Annotated in this window: 10 protein-coding genes; 1 reads left to right on the forward strand and 9 read right to left on the reverse strand. The window is 70.1% G+C overall.

Annotated elements, in window-relative coordinates:
- Window positions 1-82: 82 nt before the first annotated feature.
- Entirely contained in the window at window positions 83-484 is a 402-nt protein-coding gene (locus ABMY26_RS04015; RefSeq protein ID WP_372394172.1) for a DUF2946 family protein, read from the reverse strand.
- 404 nt (window positions 485-888) lie between these two features.
- On the opposite strand from ABMY26_RS04015, the gene ABMY26_RS04020 reads away from it, so the two are divergent.
- Window positions 889-3,240, forward strand: a complete 2,352-nt coding sequence (locus ABMY26_RS04020) for a hypothetical protein (RefSeq protein WP_372394174.1) — start codon at window positions 889-891, stop codon at window positions 3,238-3,240.
- A 16-nt stretch (window positions 3,241-3,256) separates the two neighbouring features.
- Here the strand turns inward: ABMY26_RS04020 and ABMY26_RS04025 are convergent, their stop codons facing one another.
- The 8 genes from ABMY26_RS04025 to ABMY26_RS04060 all read right to left on the reverse strand — a co-directional run bounded on the left by ABMY26_RS04025 (window position 3,257) and on the right by ABMY26_RS04060 (window position 16,421).
- Window positions 3,257-4,288, reverse strand: coding sequence for an ABC transporter ATP-binding protein (locus tag ABMY26_RS04025; protein ID WP_372394176.1), 1,032 nt, complete (start codon window positions 4,286-4,288; stop codon window positions 3,257-3,259).
- Complete coding sequence (locus ABMY26_RS04030; RefSeq protein ID WP_372394178.1) at window positions 4,278-5,309, reverse strand: ABC transporter ATP-binding protein; 1,032 nt, start codon at window positions 5,307-5,309, stop codon at window positions 4,278-4,280. Before ABMY26_RS04030 ends, ABMY26_RS04025 begins: the two co-directional genes overlap by 11 nt.
- The gene (locus tag ABMY26_RS04035) at window positions 5,306-6,187 is read right to left on the reverse strand and encodes an ABC transporter permease (RefSeq protein WP_372394181.1); all 882 of its coding nucleotides are present in this window, start codon (window positions 6,185-6,187) and stop codon (window positions 5,306-5,308) included. Before ABMY26_RS04035 ends, ABMY26_RS04030 begins: the two co-directional genes overlap by 4 nt.
- 3 nt (window positions 6,188-6,190) lie before the next feature.
- A complete protein-coding gene (locus tag ABMY26_RS04040; RefSeq protein WP_372394182.1) occupies window positions 6,191-7,159 on the reverse strand; it encodes an ABC transporter permease in 969 nt (322 codons plus the stop codon).
- 6 nt (window positions 7,160-7,165) lie between these two features.
- On the reverse strand, window positions 7,166-8,821 hold the full coding sequence (locus tag ABMY26_RS04045; protein ID WP_372394183.1) for an ABC transporter substrate-binding protein: 1,656 nt from the start codon (window positions 8,819-8,821) through the stop codon (window positions 7,166-7,168).
- Window positions 8,822-9,109: 288 nt separating this feature from the next.
- Complete coding sequence (locus ABMY26_RS04050) at window positions 9,110-9,769, reverse strand: response regulator transcription factor (protein WP_372394184.1); 660 nt, start codon at window positions 9,767-9,769, stop codon at window positions 9,110-9,112.
- Entirely contained in the window at window positions 9,769-11,325 is a 1,557-nt protein-coding gene (locus tag ABMY26_RS04055) for an ATP-binding protein (protein ID WP_372394186.1), read from the reverse strand. The genes ABMY26_RS04050 and ABMY26_RS04055 overlap by 1 nt, the downstream gene beginning before the upstream one ends.
- Window positions 11,322-16,421 carry an AAA family ATPase gene (locus tag ABMY26_RS04060; protein ID WP_372394188.1) on the reverse strand — a complete coding sequence of 1,700 codons (5,100 nt, stop codon included), beginning with the start codon at window positions 16,419-16,421 and terminating at the stop codon, window positions 11,322-11,324. Before ABMY26_RS04060 ends, ABMY26_RS04055 begins: the two co-directional genes overlap by 4 nt.
- Window positions 16,422-16,517 lie beyond the last annotated feature (96 nt).

Genomic DNA, 16,517 nt, shown 5'->3' on the forward strand with positions numbered 1-16,517 from the left:
CGTTCAGACCACGCTCAGATCGCCGCGATCGGATGACGGTCGGAAAGGCAGGGAGGGCGGTCTGGCGGCCACGGCGGGCGCATCACCCCAATGCGGGGGGTGCCCTCGCCTGAAGAGTCGCGAGGAACCAGCCGGTTGCGATCTGTCGGCCCGGCAACGCCGTGGGCCCATGGCGCTCAACCTCCGCCGGCATGGCGACCCATTGGACGGGAGCAAGGCCCAGCCCACCAACCAGCGGACAGAGCGGGCAGTGCCCTTCCGCCTTACCGGCGGGCGGTTTCCCGTCCGGAGAAGCACCGTCCGGCGATTGCGCCGACTCCGACCGGGCCGGCAGGCCGTTCTCGTCCAGAAGGATGGACTTCATGCCTTCGGACGTGCAGATCGCCATTAGACTGGTGACCGCAACTTGGCCGGAATTGCTCCAGACCGGCATCCAGGCCCAGGCAAAAAGCTGCACGACCAGCGCGGCGGCCACGGCCAACATGCCGTGCCGATCGTTGCACTCTGTCCGGAAACAATGCCATGCCGCTCTGAAACCCGTGCGCGCCGTCGAATGTCCACCCTACTCTTCTCGGAAGAGTGGCATAATCGATATGGGTATGGCGAGTGCTATAAACTGTGCCGATACCGAACTGACCGACGGATGCCGCCCTCATGCCACCTTGATGCCACCGGAGGCGGGACGGCTCAAGCCCGCATGCCGTCGCGGCGCGCGATGCCCGGGCTTCGCCGGATTCCAAAGTTGCCTCACAATGCCTTATATATGTATTATATTGTATTACATAGCCGTGTCAGCCGGTCACGGGGGACATGCGGCCGCGGGCGCCGTTCCTGCCGCCGGCACCTCGACCGAGTCGTGATTCCCAGGAATTCGGAGGAACCGCCCCCATGACCGCCACCCGTCATATCGCCCCCGTCGGGCTGTACGAACGCAACAAGGACCGCCCCTTCCTGGGGTCCACCAGCTGTTCGCACCGCCGGCTGGTCGCCGGCGAATGGACGGAAGTACAGCTTGTCTACGAGGTCGGCGCCTCCGGTCTCGCCGATGGCGCCGGCATCAAGCTGGCGATGAAGTTCTATTCCGACTGGGCGCTGTTCCAGACCAGCGACCCGCAGGCCGCCAACTACGTGTCGGCGGAGTATGAGGCCGGGCCGCTGGTTCCGGGGCAGAGCCCGGCAACGATCCAGGCGCTGAAGGTGCGCTTCGACCAGAAGGGGCACGAGCGCCCCTACCAGAAGGCCATCGTCATCGACGTGATCGACGGCTACCTCAACCCCGGCGACCGCATCCTCATCCGGCTGGGCGACCGGCGGCGCGGCGGGCCGGGCACGCGGGTGCAGAGCTTCGTCGAGCAGGGCTTCCGCTTCCGCGTCTTCATCGATCCGCTCGGCAGCCAGAAATACGCCGAGGTGCCGGGTGACTGCGTGCTCGACATCGTTCCCGGCGCCCCCGCCGCCCTGCGTCTGGTGGCGCCGCGCCTGACCGCTCCGGGACCAGCAACCCTGCTGCTGCGCGCCGAGGACGTGTGGGGCAACTGCTGCATCGACGGCACCATCGACGCCACGCTGACCCTGGCGGGACCGCAGGGGGAAACCACGCAACAGCTGGCGCTCCCGCCCAACCCCGATGCCTATGGCTGGATGGTCGGGCGCCGGACGGTCGAGCTCGCCGAAGGGGAATGGCGGATCGCCGCCACGGCCGAGGGGCTGGTCCCGGCCGAAGCCTTCGTCGCCGTCGAGGAGGATGCGCCGCGCGCCGTCTACGCCGACCTGCATGTCCATTCCAACGACACCGTCGGCACCAACGACACCGCCTACAACCTGTCCTACGGCCGCGACGTCGCCGGACTGGACGTGCTGGGCTATACCGCCAACGATTTCAACGTCACCGAAAAGGCCTGGAGCGAGGCGGTCGGGCTGATCGACCGCTTCAACGAAGCCGGCCGCTTCGTCTGCTATCCCGGCACCGAATGGTGCGGCAATTCGGCGGCCGGCGGCGACCACAACGTCATCTTCCTGCGCGACAGCGTTCCGCAATTCCCGACTGACAGCCGGGGCCAGCCGGTCCGCTCCTTCGAGTGGAACGAGTCCACGCGCGGCAAGCTCCGCCCCGGAGCCTGGCCGCTGGACGACCTCTATGCCGCCTACCAGGACGACCCGGAAGGCCATCTGCTGATCCCCCATGTCGGCGGCCGGCGCTGCAACCTCGACTGGCACCATCCCGAGCTGGAACGGCTGATCGAGATCGGCTCCGCCTGGGGACAATTCCACTGGGTCTATGCCGAGGCGCTGGCCCGCGGCTACCGGCTGGGCGCTTCGGCCAGCAGCGACGAGCATCAGGGCCGCTGCGGCGGCGGCGCCCCGGCGACCGCGGTGTTCGGCGCGCGCGGCGGGCTGACCGGGGTGCTGGCCGACAGCCTCGACCGCGCCAGCGTCGGCCGGGCGCTGCGCTCGCGCCGGACCTTCGCCACCACGGGCGAGCGCAGCTTCGCCAGCCTGCGGCTGGGCGACCGCTGGATGGGCGAGGTGGTGACGGCCTCGGCCGGCGACGAGCTCGACTACCGGCTGCTCGGGGATCGCGGCTGGGAGACGCTCCGTCTCCATGACGGCGAACAGGTGCTGTGGGAACGCGACCTGCACCGCGAACTGGGATTGTCGGAACGCCGCATCCGCCTGCGGCTGGGCGGCGCCCGCATCAAGGACCGCTACCGCGGCGCCTATTGGAGCGGCGGCATCACCATAACCGGTGCCGCGGTGCAGCGGGTCGAGCCATTCGGCTTCGACCATCCCGAACAGGGTTGCTGGCGGCAGGACGCCACCAGCGTGGCGCTGCGCACGGTGACCCATGGCGACACCGACGGGGTGGAGCTGACGCTGTCGAGGCTTGCCGGCACCCGCATCCGCGTCCATCTCGACATCGGCACCTATGTGAAGGTCGGCAACCCGCTGACCCCGCCGCCCAACCCGCACGCGCCGGAAGCGGTGCTGGAGATCGACGGCGACGCGCTGCTGGACGGCAGCGCCGGCCCGTCCGGGTCCGTCACCCGCCTGCTGCCCGGCACCGAACTGGAGGTTACGGTGGAGCGTGTTACCGAGGCGCCGCTGCCCCGCGACCTCGCTGGCCGCATCCCGCTCGCCGGGCTGGGGCTCGCGGCCGGCCGCGAGCATCCGCTGTTCCTCACCGGCCGCCAGCGCGACCAGTCGCGGGTGTGGACCTCGGCGCTGTTCCTGACGCCCTGAGGAGTTGCCGCGGCGTTCAGATGCCGGGACCGAGCCCCGCGGCGGAGGGCGGCTCCGTCCCGTCATCGGCGAAATGGCAGGCGACGAGATGGCCCGGCGCCAGTTCACGCGTCGCGGGCGCCTCATGCCGGCAGAGGTCGGCGGCGATGGGACAGCGGGTGTGGAATCGGCAGCCGGTGGGCAGGTCGTAGGGGCTGGGCGTGTCGCCGATCAGCCCTGGCGCGGCCGCGCCGCCGGGCTGCGCGTCGATGCGCGGGGCGGCGTCGAGCAGGGCGCGGGTGTAGGGATGGGCGGGGCGGCGCCACAGGCTGGCCCGGTCGCCCATCTCGACGATGCGGCCGAGATACATCACCGCCACCCGGTCGGAGATGTACTCCACCACCGACAGGTCATGGCCGATGAACAGGAAGCTGACGCCCAGCGTCCGCTGCAGGTCGGTCAGCAGGTTCAGGATCTGGGCCTGGACCGAGACGTCGAGCGCCGAGACCGGTTCGTCCAGCACCACCAGCTTCGGGTCCAGCGCCAACGCGCGGGCGATGCCGATGCGCTGGCGCTGGCCGCCGGAGAACTCGTGCGGCCGCCGGCCGGCCGCCTCGGGCGGCAGCCCGACCTTGCGCAGCAGCTCGGCGACCCGCGCCCGCCGCTCGGCCCGGCTGCCGATTCGGTGGATGACCAGCGGCTCGGCCAGCAGTTCGCCCACCGTCCAGCGCGGATCGAGCGAGGCCGCCGGATCCTGGAGCACCATCTGCAACGAGCGCCGCACCCCGCGCAGATGCCGCCGCGAGGCGCCGGTGATGTCCTCCCCGGCGAGCAGGATCGACCCGGCGCTGGGCTCGGTCAGCCGGACGACCGCCCGCGCCAGGGTCGATTTCCCGCAGCCGGACTCGCCGACGATGCCCAGCGTCTCGCCCTGGGCGAGGTCGAAGGACACGTCGTCCAGCGCATGGACCAGACCGCGCGGTGTCCGGTACTCCACCGAAAGCCCGCGGACCGACAACACCGGCGCGGCCGGCGGAGCCGATGGGAGGGCGTCGGCATCAGATCGCATGGCTCTCTCCGGCATGATGGCAGGCGACGAGACCGCTGCCGGCCCGGCGCGGCGGCGGAACCTCCCGGGCGCAGCGCTCGTCGGCGAGCGGACAGCGCGGGGCGAAGGCGCAGCCCGGCGGCATCGCCGCCAGCGCCGGCACGGTACCGGGAATCTCGGTCAGACGCTCGCGCACCACTCCGGCAGGACCGGCATGCGGCTGCGCCGCGGCAAGCCCCCGCGGCTGCGCTGCGATCAGACCCTGCGTGTAGGGGTGGGCGGGATCTGCGAAGAGGTCGCGGGTGTCGCGCTCCTCCACCTTGCGGCCGGCATACATCACCAGCACGCGGTCGACATAGCGCGACACCACGCCGAGGTCATGGGTGATGAAGACGACGGCGGTGCCCTGCTCGCGCCGCAGCTCGTCGATCAGGCCGAGGATCTGCGCCTGGATGGTGACGTCGAGCGCGGTGGTCGGCTCGTCGGCGACCAGCACGGCGGGGGCGCCGGCCAGCGCCATGGCGATCATCACCCGCTGGCGCATGCCGCCCGACAGGCGGTGCGGATATTCGGCGAAACGGCGGGCCGGATCGGGGATGCGCACCCGCTCCAGCAACGCCAGCGTCCGGTCGCGCGCCGCTTTGGAGCTGACCGGCTCATGTTCGAGGATCGCCTCCATGATCTGCTCGCCCACGGTCAGCACCGGGTTGAGCGCGGTCATCGGCTCCTGGAAGATCATCGAGATGCGGGCGCCGCGCGCCCTGCGCAGCTCCTCCTCGCCGAGCGTCAGCAGGTCGCACCCCTCCAGCCGCACCGTCCCGCCGGTCACCCGGCCGGGCGGCGGCACCAGGCCGAGCAGCGCCAGCGCGGTCAGCGACTTGCCGCAGCCGCTCTCGCCGACGATGGCCAGCATCTCGCCGCGCTTGACCGAAAAGGACAGGTCGCGCACCGCCGGCAGCGGGCCGCGCCGGGTCTGGAAGGCGATCGACAGCCCGTCGACCGCGAGGACGGGCTCGGCAAGGGCCGGCACGGCCGCGCTCATCGCCGCTCCCCCTTGCTGTTCAGCACGTCGTTCAGGCCGTCGCCCAGCAGGTTCAGCGCCAGCACGGCGACGACGATGGCGACGCCGGGAAGTGCCGCGACATGCGGATCGGTGCGGATCGCCTCGCGTCCCGCGCCCACCATGCCGCCCCAGCTGACGACGTTGGGGTCGCCGAGGCCGAGGAACGACAGCGAGGATTCGGTGAGGATCGCGGTCGCCACCAGGATGGAGGCCGAGACGATCACCGGCGCCAGCGCGTTCGGCAGGATATGCAGGAAGATGATCCGGGCATCCGACGCGCCGAGGATGATCGAGGCCTGCGCCAGCTCGCTGTTGCGCAGCCGCAGCACCTCCGCCCGCACCAGCCGGGCCAGCCCCGACCAGGAGGTGATGCCGATGGCCGCGGTGATGGTGGCGATGGAGGGTTGCAGGATGGCGACCAGGGCCAGCGTGAACAGAAAGGGCGGGATGGTCTGGAACAGCTCGGTCAGCCTCATCAGCGCCCGGTCGATCCTGCCGCCGTAATAGCCGGACAGCGCGCCGATGCCGATGCCGACCGCCAGCGAGACCAGCGCCGCCACCCCGCCGATCAGCAGCGAGACGCGGGCGCCGTGGAAGATGCCGGACGCCAGATCCCGGCCCATCATGTCGGTGCCAAGCGGGAATTCCGGCGCGTCGCCCGGACGCATCAGCGGCATCCCCGCCATGTCCAGCGGATCGCCGGGAAAGACGAGGTCGGCGAACCCCGCCATGGCGAGGATGCCGGCCAGCAGGATCAGGCCCAGCAGCGCCGACGGGCGCCGCAGCAGGCGGCCGATGCCGCTGTCGCGGAACTCCCGCCGCGGGGCGGGAAGGGAAACGGTGTCGGGAGAGGTCATCGGTCAGTCGAGTTCGATGCGCGGGTCGAGCAGCGTATAGACCAGATCGACCGCGATGTTGACGAGAACCACCACCACCGACGAGCAGAACAGGATGCCGAGCAGCAGGTTGAGGTCGCGCTGGAACAGCGCCGCGAAAGCCAACCGGCCGAGCCCCGGCCAAGAGAACACCGTCTCGACCAGCACCGCCCCGCCGAGGATCGAGCCGAGCTGCACGCCGAGCGTGGTGACAATGGGCAGCAGGGCGTTGCGCAGCACATGGCGCCAGGCGATGCGGCGGGGCCTCACCCCCTTGGCCCGCGCGGTGCGGACGAAATCCTGGCCATAGACCTCCAGCATCGCCGCCCGCATCAGCCGGGCGTATATCGCGAGGTAGAACAGCCCCAGCGTCACCGCCGGCAGGATGAGATGCAGCGCCACGTCGCCCACCAGGGCGAGGCCGCTCAGGTTGGCCTCGACGCTGGTCATGCCGCCGACCGGCAGCCAGTCCAGCATGACCGAGAAGACGACGATCAGCATGATGCCGACCCAGAAGACCGGCGTGGCGTAGAACAGCAGCGCCACGATGGAGATCACCGTGTCGGTCAGCTTCCCCGCCCGCCGGGCGGCGAGGAAGCCCAGCGCGCAACCGGCGACCAGCGCGAAGCCGATGGAGGTTCCCATCAGCAGCAGCGTCGCCGGCAGCCGTTGCAGGATCAGCTCCGACACCGGCAGCGACTGGCGGAAGGAATAGCCGAGGTCGAAGGTCACCAGATTGCCGAGATAGCGCAGGAACTGGATGTAGAGCGGCTGGTCCAGTCCGAACTGGCGGCGCAGCGCCTCCATGTACTCAGGCGTCGCCGCTCCCGATTCCCCGGCCAGCACCTGGGCCGCGTCGCCGGGCGCCAGATGCAGCAGGAAGAAGTTGATCAGCGCGATGCCCAGCAGCACGAAGGCCAGCTGGGCGGCACTGCGCCTGAGATAGGTCGGCACGGCGCGTCAGTTCCCCTTCGGGGCTTGGACGAAGCGGGCGTTCTTCAGCGACGAATAGACCTGATCGCCCTGTTCGACGATGCCCTGGAGGTCGGCCGAATAGACCGAGAAGAAGTTCAGCTCCAGCAGCGGCAGCGAGGGCACGTCACCCAGCACGATGTCCTGGAACTCGTTGAACTGGGCCACGCGCTTGGCCGGATCGCCTTCGACGCCGGCTTCTTGGATCAGCGCATCGGCCCTGGCGTTGCGATAGCCCGAGCCGTTGGTCCAGGGCGTGCCGGTGCCGAGCCAGCCCGACCAGAAGGCGCGCACGACGCCGATCTGCGGATCGGGGAAGGCGTTGTTGTAGGAGATGGCGAAGTCGAAATCGCGGTCGACATAGACGCGCTTGATGAAGGCGGCGCTGTCCTGCGAGCGGATGGTGACCTCGATGCCGACACGCTTCAGCGCCTGCTTCAGGAACTCGCCGGTACGGCGGTAGTCGTCGCCGTAGGGCAGGAAATCATGGGTCAGGGTGAAGCGCACGCCATTGGCGTCGCGCTTGAATCCGGCCTCGTCCAGCAGCGCCTCGGCCTTCTTCACGTCGAAGGGGTATTGCGGCAGCTTGGCATTGTGGAAGGCGACGAGCGACGACGGCACCGGGCTGATCGCCGGCTTGGCGTAGCCGAACCACACGATCTTGGCCAGGGCGGCGCGGTCGATGGCATGGGCAAGGGCCCGGCGCACCCGGACATCCTTCAGATACTGGTTCTCGACGTTGAAATCGAGATAGAGCAGCGGCGACAGCCATTCATAGCCGCGGGTGTCGACCTTCAGGCGCGGCAGCTTGGCCAGACGCTCGGCGTCGCGGAAGGGCACCGGGTTGTAGGGAGCATACTGGATCTCCCCCTTCTCGATGGCGGCGGCACGGGCAGCGGCGTCGGGGATGATGCGGAACAGCAGCCGGTCGAGATACGGCTTGCCGGCCTCCCAGTAATCGGGATTGCGGGCCAGCTCGACATACTCGCCGCGCTTCCACTCCTTGAAGACGAAGGGGCCGGTGCCGACCGGCTTGTTGTTGTAGGGGTTGTTGAGGATGTCCGTGCCCTCGTAGAGATGCTTGGGCAGGATCGGGGCGCCGACGCCGTTCAGCACCGACAGGATCGGCAGCGACGGCTTCGACAGGCGCAGGATGACGGTTGAGTCGTCCGGGGTGTCGACCTGGGTGACGTTCTCGAACAGCGACTTGTTGCGCGGGTGGATGGTCTTCCAGATGTTCTCCAGCGACCATTTCACGTCGGCGGCCGAGAAGGGCTTGCCGTCATGCCATTTCACACCGCTGCGCAGGTGGAAGGTGATGGTCAGCCCGTCGGCCGCGACCTCCCAGCGGTCGGCCAGGGCGGGCTTCGGCTTCAGGTCGAAATCGTAGGCGACCAGACCGTCGAAGATGTTGCCGGCGACCACCTGGGTCGGCTGGGCCATGTTGGTGGACGGGGTGAGCGTCACCGGCTCCGGCTGGAGGATGATGCTGAGGGTGCCGCCCTGGCGGGCTTCCTGCGCCACCGCGTTCCCGGCCGAAACGGGAAGCACGCCGAGGGCCACTGCCGCCGTCATCGCCGCCGCCGCGGCAACCACCACCCGCCGCCGGATACCGCCTCCGACCTGCCGATCCCGTCCAACCATTCTGCTCTCCGGCGCACATGTGATAAGGCGCCCGATTAAGCCCATGGGATATGTAGAGGTCAATATAGTTTCACACCTAATTTTGTCATCATGAATATACAATAACACTAATATATTATGAAAACGGCTTCGAGGTTCCACGGGTTCGGTGCGGGAATCAGGAGGAGATGCCGCCATGCAATGAGATGTGAAACATGCAGGGATGCGTCGTCATCGAAGCCGGGGCCGGGAATTTGTCGGGACCGGTATGGGCAAGCGGAAGCCGGGCAGCACCGACGGCTGCCGGCATCACGCCCGGCGGTCGGTCTGCGGCACTGCTTGCGGCGCCAGGCCGTCGACGATGCGCACCAGTTCCACCACCGACCGCGCCGCCATCTTGCGCATGGCCTGGCCGCGGTGCAGCTTCACCGTCGCCTCGCTGAGGCCGAGGTCGTCGGCGATCTGCTTGTTGCGCAGGCCGGACACCACCATCAGCGTGATCTCGCGCTCCCGCGGCGTCAGCGTACCGAAGCGGGCGCGCTGGGTGACGAGGCCGCGTTCCCGGTCGCGGCGCTCGCGGTGCCGGGCGATGGCGGCGTGGATGGCGTCCAGCAGTTCCTGGTGATGGACCGGCTTGGTCAGGAACTCGAACGCCCCCGCCTTCATCGCACGGGCGCACATCGGCACGTCGGCATGGCCGCTGATGAAGATCACCGGCAGGCCGTCGCCGGACCGGGCCAGCTCCGCCTGGAAATCCAGGCCGCTGCGCCCCGGCAGCCGCACGTCCAGCACCATGCAGCCGACATCGACGGCCGGGCACAGCTCGACATACTGCCGCACCGACGGGAAGCTCCTGACCGTCAACCCAACCGAGTCCAGCAGGTCTTCCAGCGCTTCGCGGACCGCTTCGTCGTCGTCGATCACGACGACGGTGGGGGCGGCAGGGGCGGCTTGCAGCTTGCTCCTCATCACTCCCCTCCGGGCGACACCGGCAGCACGAATTCGAACACGCTTCCGCCCGAGGAGCCGGGCGCCGCGGTCAGCCATCCGCCATGCAGTTCCACGATGGACCGGCTGATCGACAGGCCCATGCCCAGCCCGTCCGGCTTGGTGGTGTAGAGCGCCCGGAAGATGGCGTCGACATCCGTTTCGGCGATGCCGACCCCGGTATCCTCGACCCGGACCCGGATGCGGCCGTCCCCGCAGCTGGTGGCGATCCGCAGCCGCCGTTCCGTCACGGCCGGCGCGGCCATCGCCTCGATGGCGTTCATCACGAGATTCAGCACGAGCTGCTGCAATTGGACCCGGTCGCCATGGACCCAGGGCGGCCCCTGCGGCAGGTCGGTCTCCACCTGGACGTGGGCGCGGCGCAGCTCCGCCCGCACCAGCGCCAGCGTGTCGGCGATCAGGGCGCTCAGGTCGACCCAGCCGGGATCGGCCGGGGTGCGGCGGGCCAGCGCATGGATGCTGCGGACCACGTCGCCGGCCCGCTGGGCGTCGCGCACGATCCGTTCCACCACGATCCGGGTCCGGGCAAGGTCCGGCTGCGGCTGCGACAGGTGCTGGAGGCAGGTGCCGGCGTTGGTGACGATGGCCATCAGCGGCTGGTTGACCTCGTGCGCGACCGCGGCGGCCAGCTCCCCCATCATGGTCAGCCGGCCGATATGGGCGAGGTCGGCCTGGGCCTTGCGCAGCGCCTCGGCGATCTGGCGGCGCTGGGTTAGGTCGCTGAACACCAGGATGGAGCCGACCACCTCGCCGCGGTCGTCGATGATGGCGGAACAGCGCTCCTCGATCACGATTCCGGGAGCCGCAACTCCAGGGGCCATGCCGCCGAGCATCCCTGTGCAGGCATCCCCGGCCGCGCAGCGGGGCAGCAGCCGGGACAGCCGTTCCGGCGGGGCGAAGTCCGGGCTGCGCAGGACGAGGGTGGAGAAATCCTCCAGCGGCTCCTGCGTTTCCTCGTCGACGGCGACGAAGACGGAGGCCAGCAGCTGCCCGGCGGCGTCCGCCGCGGTCCAGCCGGTCATCGTCTCCGCCACCCGGTTCATGAAATCGACCCGGCCCTGGCCGTCGCACAGGATGACGCCGTCGCGGATGCTGGCGAGCGTGGCGGCATAGCGCCGCTCGCTCATCCGCAGCTTCGCGTCGCTGGCATGCTTGTACAGCGCCATCTGGATGACGGTGCGCATCTGCGGCTCCTCGAACGGCTTCAGCAGATAGCCGAAGGGCTCCGTCAGGCTGGCCCGCTGCACGACCTCGTCATTGGCGTAGGCGGTGAGGAAGACGATGGGGATGCGGTGGGCGTCGCGGATCCGGCGGGCGGCCTCGATCCCGTCCATCTCCCCTTCCAGCCGGATGTCCATCAGCACGAGATCGGGTCGATGGCAGCCGGCGAGCCGGATGGCGTCCTCGCCGTTGGCGGACATTCCTATGACCACATGGCCCATGCGGGCAAGTTGATGCTGAATATCGCGTGCGACGATGCGGTCGTCTTCGACGATCAGAATCCGTGCCGCGATCATTCACTTCCCCGATTTCGCCCCTTCACAGGAAAGGTGACGATGAACTCTGCACCCGACTTGGAACTGTAGCTGAAGGCACCGTGCAGTTGGCTGGTCAAGTCCGTAACGAGCTGAAACCCCACGGTCTCCATCCTATCGGGATCGTAATCGCCGGGCAAGCCCACGCCGTCGTCACGAACGGATAGGCGGCAGTCACGTCCGTCCGCGGTCAGCGCGACGCGCAGAACCCCGCCCCGGCCGCCGGGAAAGGCGTGCTTCAGCGCGTTGGAGACCAGTTCGTTGACGATCAGGCCGCAGGGCACCGCGCGGTCGAGGTCGAGCGACAGGTCGTCCAGGTCGGTTTCCAGCCGGACCGCCCCGGCCTGCCGGGAATAGGCGCGCAGCAGGTGGGCGCAGACCGATGCCAGATGCTCGCGCATCGGCACGCGGGCGAAGTTGCCGAGCCGGTAGAGATTTTCATGCACCAGCGCCATCGACCGGACGCGGTCGCGGCTGTCGGCGAACAGGGCGGCCACCGCCTTGTCCTCGATCCGGTGGGCCTGGAGGTTGAGCAGGCTGGTCACCAGCTGCAGGTTGTTCTTGACCCGGTGGTGGACCTCCTTCAGCAGCGCCTCCTTCTCCTCCAGCGTCGCGGTCTCCAGCGACGCCGCCGCCTGGGCGCCGAGCAGGGTCAGCACATTGACCAGATCCGGGGTGAAGGCGTGGGTCGCCAGCGCGTTTTCCAGATGCAGCAGCCCGACGACGCGGCGGCGGCGGACCAGCGGCAGGCACAGGATGGACCGCGCCTCGGTATCGCGGAAATAGGGATCGGCGGAGAACGGCCCTGCGGCACGGGTGTCGTCGACGATCACCGCCCCCTGGTCGCGGATGGCGCCGTGGAGGATGGCATGAGGCAGCGCGGTGCGGTCGGCATCCTCCTGCACGAGGCGGACGGACACGCCGTAGAGCCCCGTCGTCGCCTCCGCCTCGACCCGCAGCCGCTCGCCGCGGGCGAGGATCAGCAGCCCGCGGCTGGCCCCGGCATGCTCCAGCACCAGGGTCAGCAGGGTGCCGGTCAGCTGCTCGACGCTCGCCTGGTCGGACATGGTCCGCAGGGTTTCCAGCAGCGATGCCGGATCGACCCCGCCGAAGCCGCGCGGCGGTGCCGGCACCGCCACCTCCTCCGCATCGAGGGCGAGGGCCGGGTAACGCCCGGCGAGCTGCCGGACCTTGGCCGACGCACCCCAGCGGCCGTAGCAGTCCGCCGCAGCCCCGATGGAGGCCAGTTCCAGCGTCGGCATGCCGAAGCCGCGGTAGAAACCGGCGGCGCATTCGTTGGCCAGCGCCTCGACATGCGGCAGGGCGCTGCGCTGGGCCGCCCGCACCGCGCGGTCATAACCGCGCATCGCGTCCTCCGTCCGCCCCTCGACCCGCGCGGCCTCCGCCCCCGCCAGGGCGAAGCGGGCGTCGAAGCTGTCGGGGCTATGGCCGGCCCAGTCGCGCAACTGGCCGAGATGCCGGGCCAGCGCTGCAGCGTGGCGGGCGCGGTCCTCCGGATCGGCACCGTCCATCGCACCCGCCCGCGCGAGCGCCGCATGCAGGTGGAATTCCGCCATCTCCCAATGGCCCGACGTGGTCCACAGCAGCCCCTCGGCCCGTTCGGCCGCCTCGACCGCCCCGGCCATGTCGCCGGCGATGCAGCGGAGCTGAAGCGTGCGGATCCAGTGCCAGCAGGTGGCGATGTCCAGGCTGGGGTTGGCGAGCAGGCGCGCCTCGAAGGCGGCATCGTCGAAGCCCTGCCCGTCGAAGGAGTGAAGCGCGTCGGTCCGCCCGCGCAGCGCACGGACGAATTGCAGCTGGGTGGTCAGGATGTCGGTGCACAGGCCGAACTTCACCTGCCGGACATAGGCCAGCCGCGTTTCCGCCGTGCGCTGGACGGTCGCCAGCGGGTCGCCCGACGCCAGCATGCTGGTGACCAGCGTGACGCTGGTGAAGCCGCCGTAGGTGACGTCGCCGGCCTCCCGCGCCTCCTCGAAGGCCCGCAGCAGCAGGGGCCGCTCGCTGCGGATGTCGCGGGTCCACGGCACGACATGGTAGGCGAAGGTCATCAGCACCCGCGCCCGGTAGCGCGTCCGGCCCTGCCGCTCGGCCAGATCGTAGCCGAGCCGGCCGAACTCGTAGCCGGCGGCGTAGTCGCCGAAACAGGGGCCGGCCATCATGCCGAGGTAGGCGAAGCCGAGGGCGGAGGCGTCGCTGCGCCCGTTCCGGAGCGACAGGTTCGCCATCCGGCACAGGATCAGGCAGACCAGGTTGCGGTCGCTGAAGAAGGCCGGCGGCAAGGCCGCGGCCAGCACGTCGAGCGTCGCCCGGCCGTCGGGATCGCCGATGGCGGGAAGGGCGGCCAGCGACGGGATGGGCCGGTCACCGATGGCCGCGCGCAACTGTGCGTATTCCTCGTGCGCCAGCGCGGCCGGCGGGTGGGCCGGCCAGTCGATGCCGACGCCGCGCAGATAGGCCAGACAGGAGTCGATGGCACGGTCGCTGCGGTCGATGGCGGTATAGACGGTGACCAGCAGCGCCGTGATGGCGGCGCGGTCGACCGGGCATTCCGCCCGACCGATGAGCTGGAGAAGCCGCCGTTCGGCCTGTTGCAGGTCGCCGCTCAGGAACTCGCATTCCGCCTGGAGATGCTCCAGCGCGAAGGCCAGCCGGTGCTGCCGCTCCCACCGGCCGCCCTCCAGCAGGCGCAGGCCGCCGAGCGCATAGGCGAGCGCCGAGCCATGGGCACTCGCCTCCTTGGCGCGGTGGCCGGCGGCGAGATGGAGCGTCGCCACCTGCGCCCGCTCCGGCTCCTCCGGGATCAGGGAAAGACAGCGGTCGTACTGGCCAACCAGCTCGAACAGCCGCTCGCCGGAGAGGTCCGCGGCGAACCCCCGGTGCAGGGCGCGGGCGATGTCGAGGTGCAGCGCGCCGCGCGCTTCCGCCGGCACCAGGGCGTAGGCCCCCTCCTGAACCCGGTCGTGAAGGAAGCGGTAGCCGTCCTCCGTCCGCAGTAGCAGTCCTTCGGCCACCGCCGGTTCGAGGATGCGCTCGGCCTCCGGCTCCGGCAGGCCCCCGGCGAGCGCCAGCGTGGACAGGCGGACGCGGACGCCGAGCGCGGCGAAACGGGCAAGCAGGTCGCGCGCCTCGGCCGGGAAGCGGGCCAGCCGTTCGGTCATCAGCGTGGCGATGCCGCCGCCCGACCGTGCCTCCTCCACCGCCGCCATGTTCCAGTCCCAGCGCCGGACGGCGCGGTCGAACCACAGATGGCCGGAGCGTTCCAGCGCGGTCAGCAGCTGCACCGTGAAGAAGGGGTTGCCACCGGTCCGTTCATGCAGCAGGGCGGCGAACGCCGCCACCTCGTCGGGCCTGCGGTCGAGGCTGTCGGCGGTCATCCGCCGCACATCGTCGGGCGACAGCGGGGACAGCGCGATCTCCTCGCGGTCGATCTCCGGCCCGGCGGCCCGCATCCGTTGCAGCAGCGCCGCCAGCGGATGCCCTGCCCCGAGCTCGTCGCTGCGGTAGGCGCCGACCAGCAGCAGGTTGCCGACGCCGCCGCCGGCCACCAGCCGGTCCAGCAGATCCAGCGTGGCGCGATCCAGCCATTGCAAATCGTCGAGGAACAGGACCAGCGGATGGTCGGGACGGGCGAAGACCTTGACGACCCGGTGGACCAGCAGGTCGAAGCGGTTCTGCGCCTCCTGCGGCGGCAGCGGCGCCACCGGCGCCTGTTCCCCGATCAGCAGGGCGAGGTTGGGGATCAGCGCGGTCAGCACCGCGCCGTTCGCGCCGACCGCCTCGCGGAGTGCGCGCCGCCAGCGCTCGCGCTGCGGAGCCGGCAGCGCCAGCAGGCGGCTGACCAGCCCATGGAATGCCTCGGCCAGGCTGGCATAGGGAAGATCGCGCTTGCCCTGGTCGAACTTGCCGGCGGCGAACAGGCCGCGCGGTGGCGGCACCTGCTCCTCCAATGCGCCGACGACGGCCGACTTGCCCTCCCCCGACCGGCCGGCGACCAGGACGATCCCCATGCGGCCATGGCCGGCGACACGGTCGAAGGCAGCCTGAAGGACCGCCACCGGCCCGTCACGGCCGTAGAGCGCCGGCGGGGAAGCGAGCCCTTCCGGCAGGTCGCGCAGGCCGGCGGGAAAGGGTGGGATACGACCCTGGACCTCCCACAGCTGCAAGGCGTGGGTCAGGTCGCGGACGAGGCCGTCGGCACTTTGGTAACGCTCCTCCGCCGTCTTGGCCAGCAGCCGCAGCAGGATGCCGGCGACGGCCTGCGGCAGGTCGGGGGCCTGGAAGGTGGGCGGAATCGGCGCACGGGCGAGATGGGCATGGATCCATTCCGTCGCATCGCGCGCAGCGAAGGGCAGTTCCCCGGTGAACAGCTCGTAGAGGGTGACGCCGAGGGAATAGAGGTCGCTGCGCCGGTCGACCGGGCGGTTCATCCGCCCCGACTGCTCCGGAGCCATGTAGGCGAGCAGCGCCGGCCGGTCCGCCGGGGGGGCGGCCAGCGGCGGCAGGCCCCCGGACGGCAGCCCGCCGGACAGCGGGCCCCCGGACAGCAGTCGGGAGCGCCCGAAACCTGTCAGCCGCACCGCTCCGTCGTCGCCGACCAGCAGGTTGAACGGCCGGAGATCGCCATGCAGCAGCCCCCGCCGGTGCAACCGCGCCACCGCCCCGGCCATGCGGACCGCCAGCGCCAACCGCCCGCGGAAGGGCATCGTCGATACCGCCAGGGTCGACAGCGGTTGCCCTCCCGGATCGGCCATGGTCAGCACCGGCATCTCGCCATGGCGCAGCAGGTCGAGCGGCTTGGCAGCCCACACCGGATCCAGGCGGCGGGACAGGGCGTGTTCCCGTTGCAGGCGGTCGAGAGCCGCTTCGGTCCTGCCGTCCGGCTCCGCCATCCGCACCAGGATGGGAAAGGCCTGCCCCGGCCGCATCACCCGCAGCAGCCGGGTCTCCCCGTCGCTGTCCAGCGTGTGGTTGCCGGACCCGGCCTCGGTCAGACGGAGGAGGCCCGGAAGGTCGGTGCCCGGAAAATCCGTATCCGGAAAATCGACGATGGATTCCATGAAGCGGCCTTTCCCACCGGTGCATCTGGCACCGTCCTGCATCCACGACATGGTAGCGGCAATCCGCTGCGGATGGGGACGGTGCAGAGGGGCCGC

The organism is Azospirillum sp. HJ39 (assembly GCF_041507355.1).
Classification (GTDB): domain Bacteria; phylum Pseudomonadota; class Alphaproteobacteria; order Azospirillales; family Azospirillaceae; genus Azospirillum; species Azospirillum thiophilum.

Coding starts and splice junctions, on each gene's coding strand:
- ABMY26_RS04030 (WP_372394178.1), bottom strand. CDS start 5,309: ATGAGCGCGGCCGTGCCGGCCCTTGCCGAGCCCGTCCTCGCGGTCGAC.
- ABMY26_RS04060 (WP_372394188.1), bottom strand. CDS start 16,421: ATGGAATCCATCGTCGATTTTCCGGATACGGATTTTCCGGGCACCGAC.
- ABMY26_RS04050 (WP_372394184.1), bottom strand. CDS start 9,769: ATGAGGAGCAAGCTGCAAGCCGCCCCTGCCGCCCCCACCGTCGTCGTG.
- ABMY26_RS04055 (WP_372394186.1), bottom strand. CDS start 11,325: ATGATCGCGGCACGGATTCTGATCGTCGAAGACGACCGCATCGTCGCA.
- ABMY26_RS04045 (WP_372394183.1), bottom strand. CDS start 8,821: ATGGTTGGACGGGATCGGCAGGTCGGAGGCGGTATCCGGCGGCGGGTG.
- ABMY26_RS04025 (WP_372394176.1), bottom strand. CDS start 4,288: ATGCGATCTGATGCCGACGCCCTCCCATCGGCTCCGCCGGCCGCGCCG.
- ABMY26_RS04020 (WP_372394174.1), top strand. CDS start 889: ATGACCGCCACCCGTCATATCGCCCCCGTCGGGCTGTACGAACGCAAC.
- ABMY26_RS04015 (WP_372394172.1), bottom strand. CDS start 484: ATGTTGGCCGTGGCCGCCGCGCTGGTCGTGCAGCTTTTTGCCTGGGCC.
- ABMY26_RS04035 (WP_372394181.1), bottom strand. CDS start 6,187: ATGACCTCTCCCGACACCGTTTCCCTTCCCGCCCCGCGGCGGGAGTTC.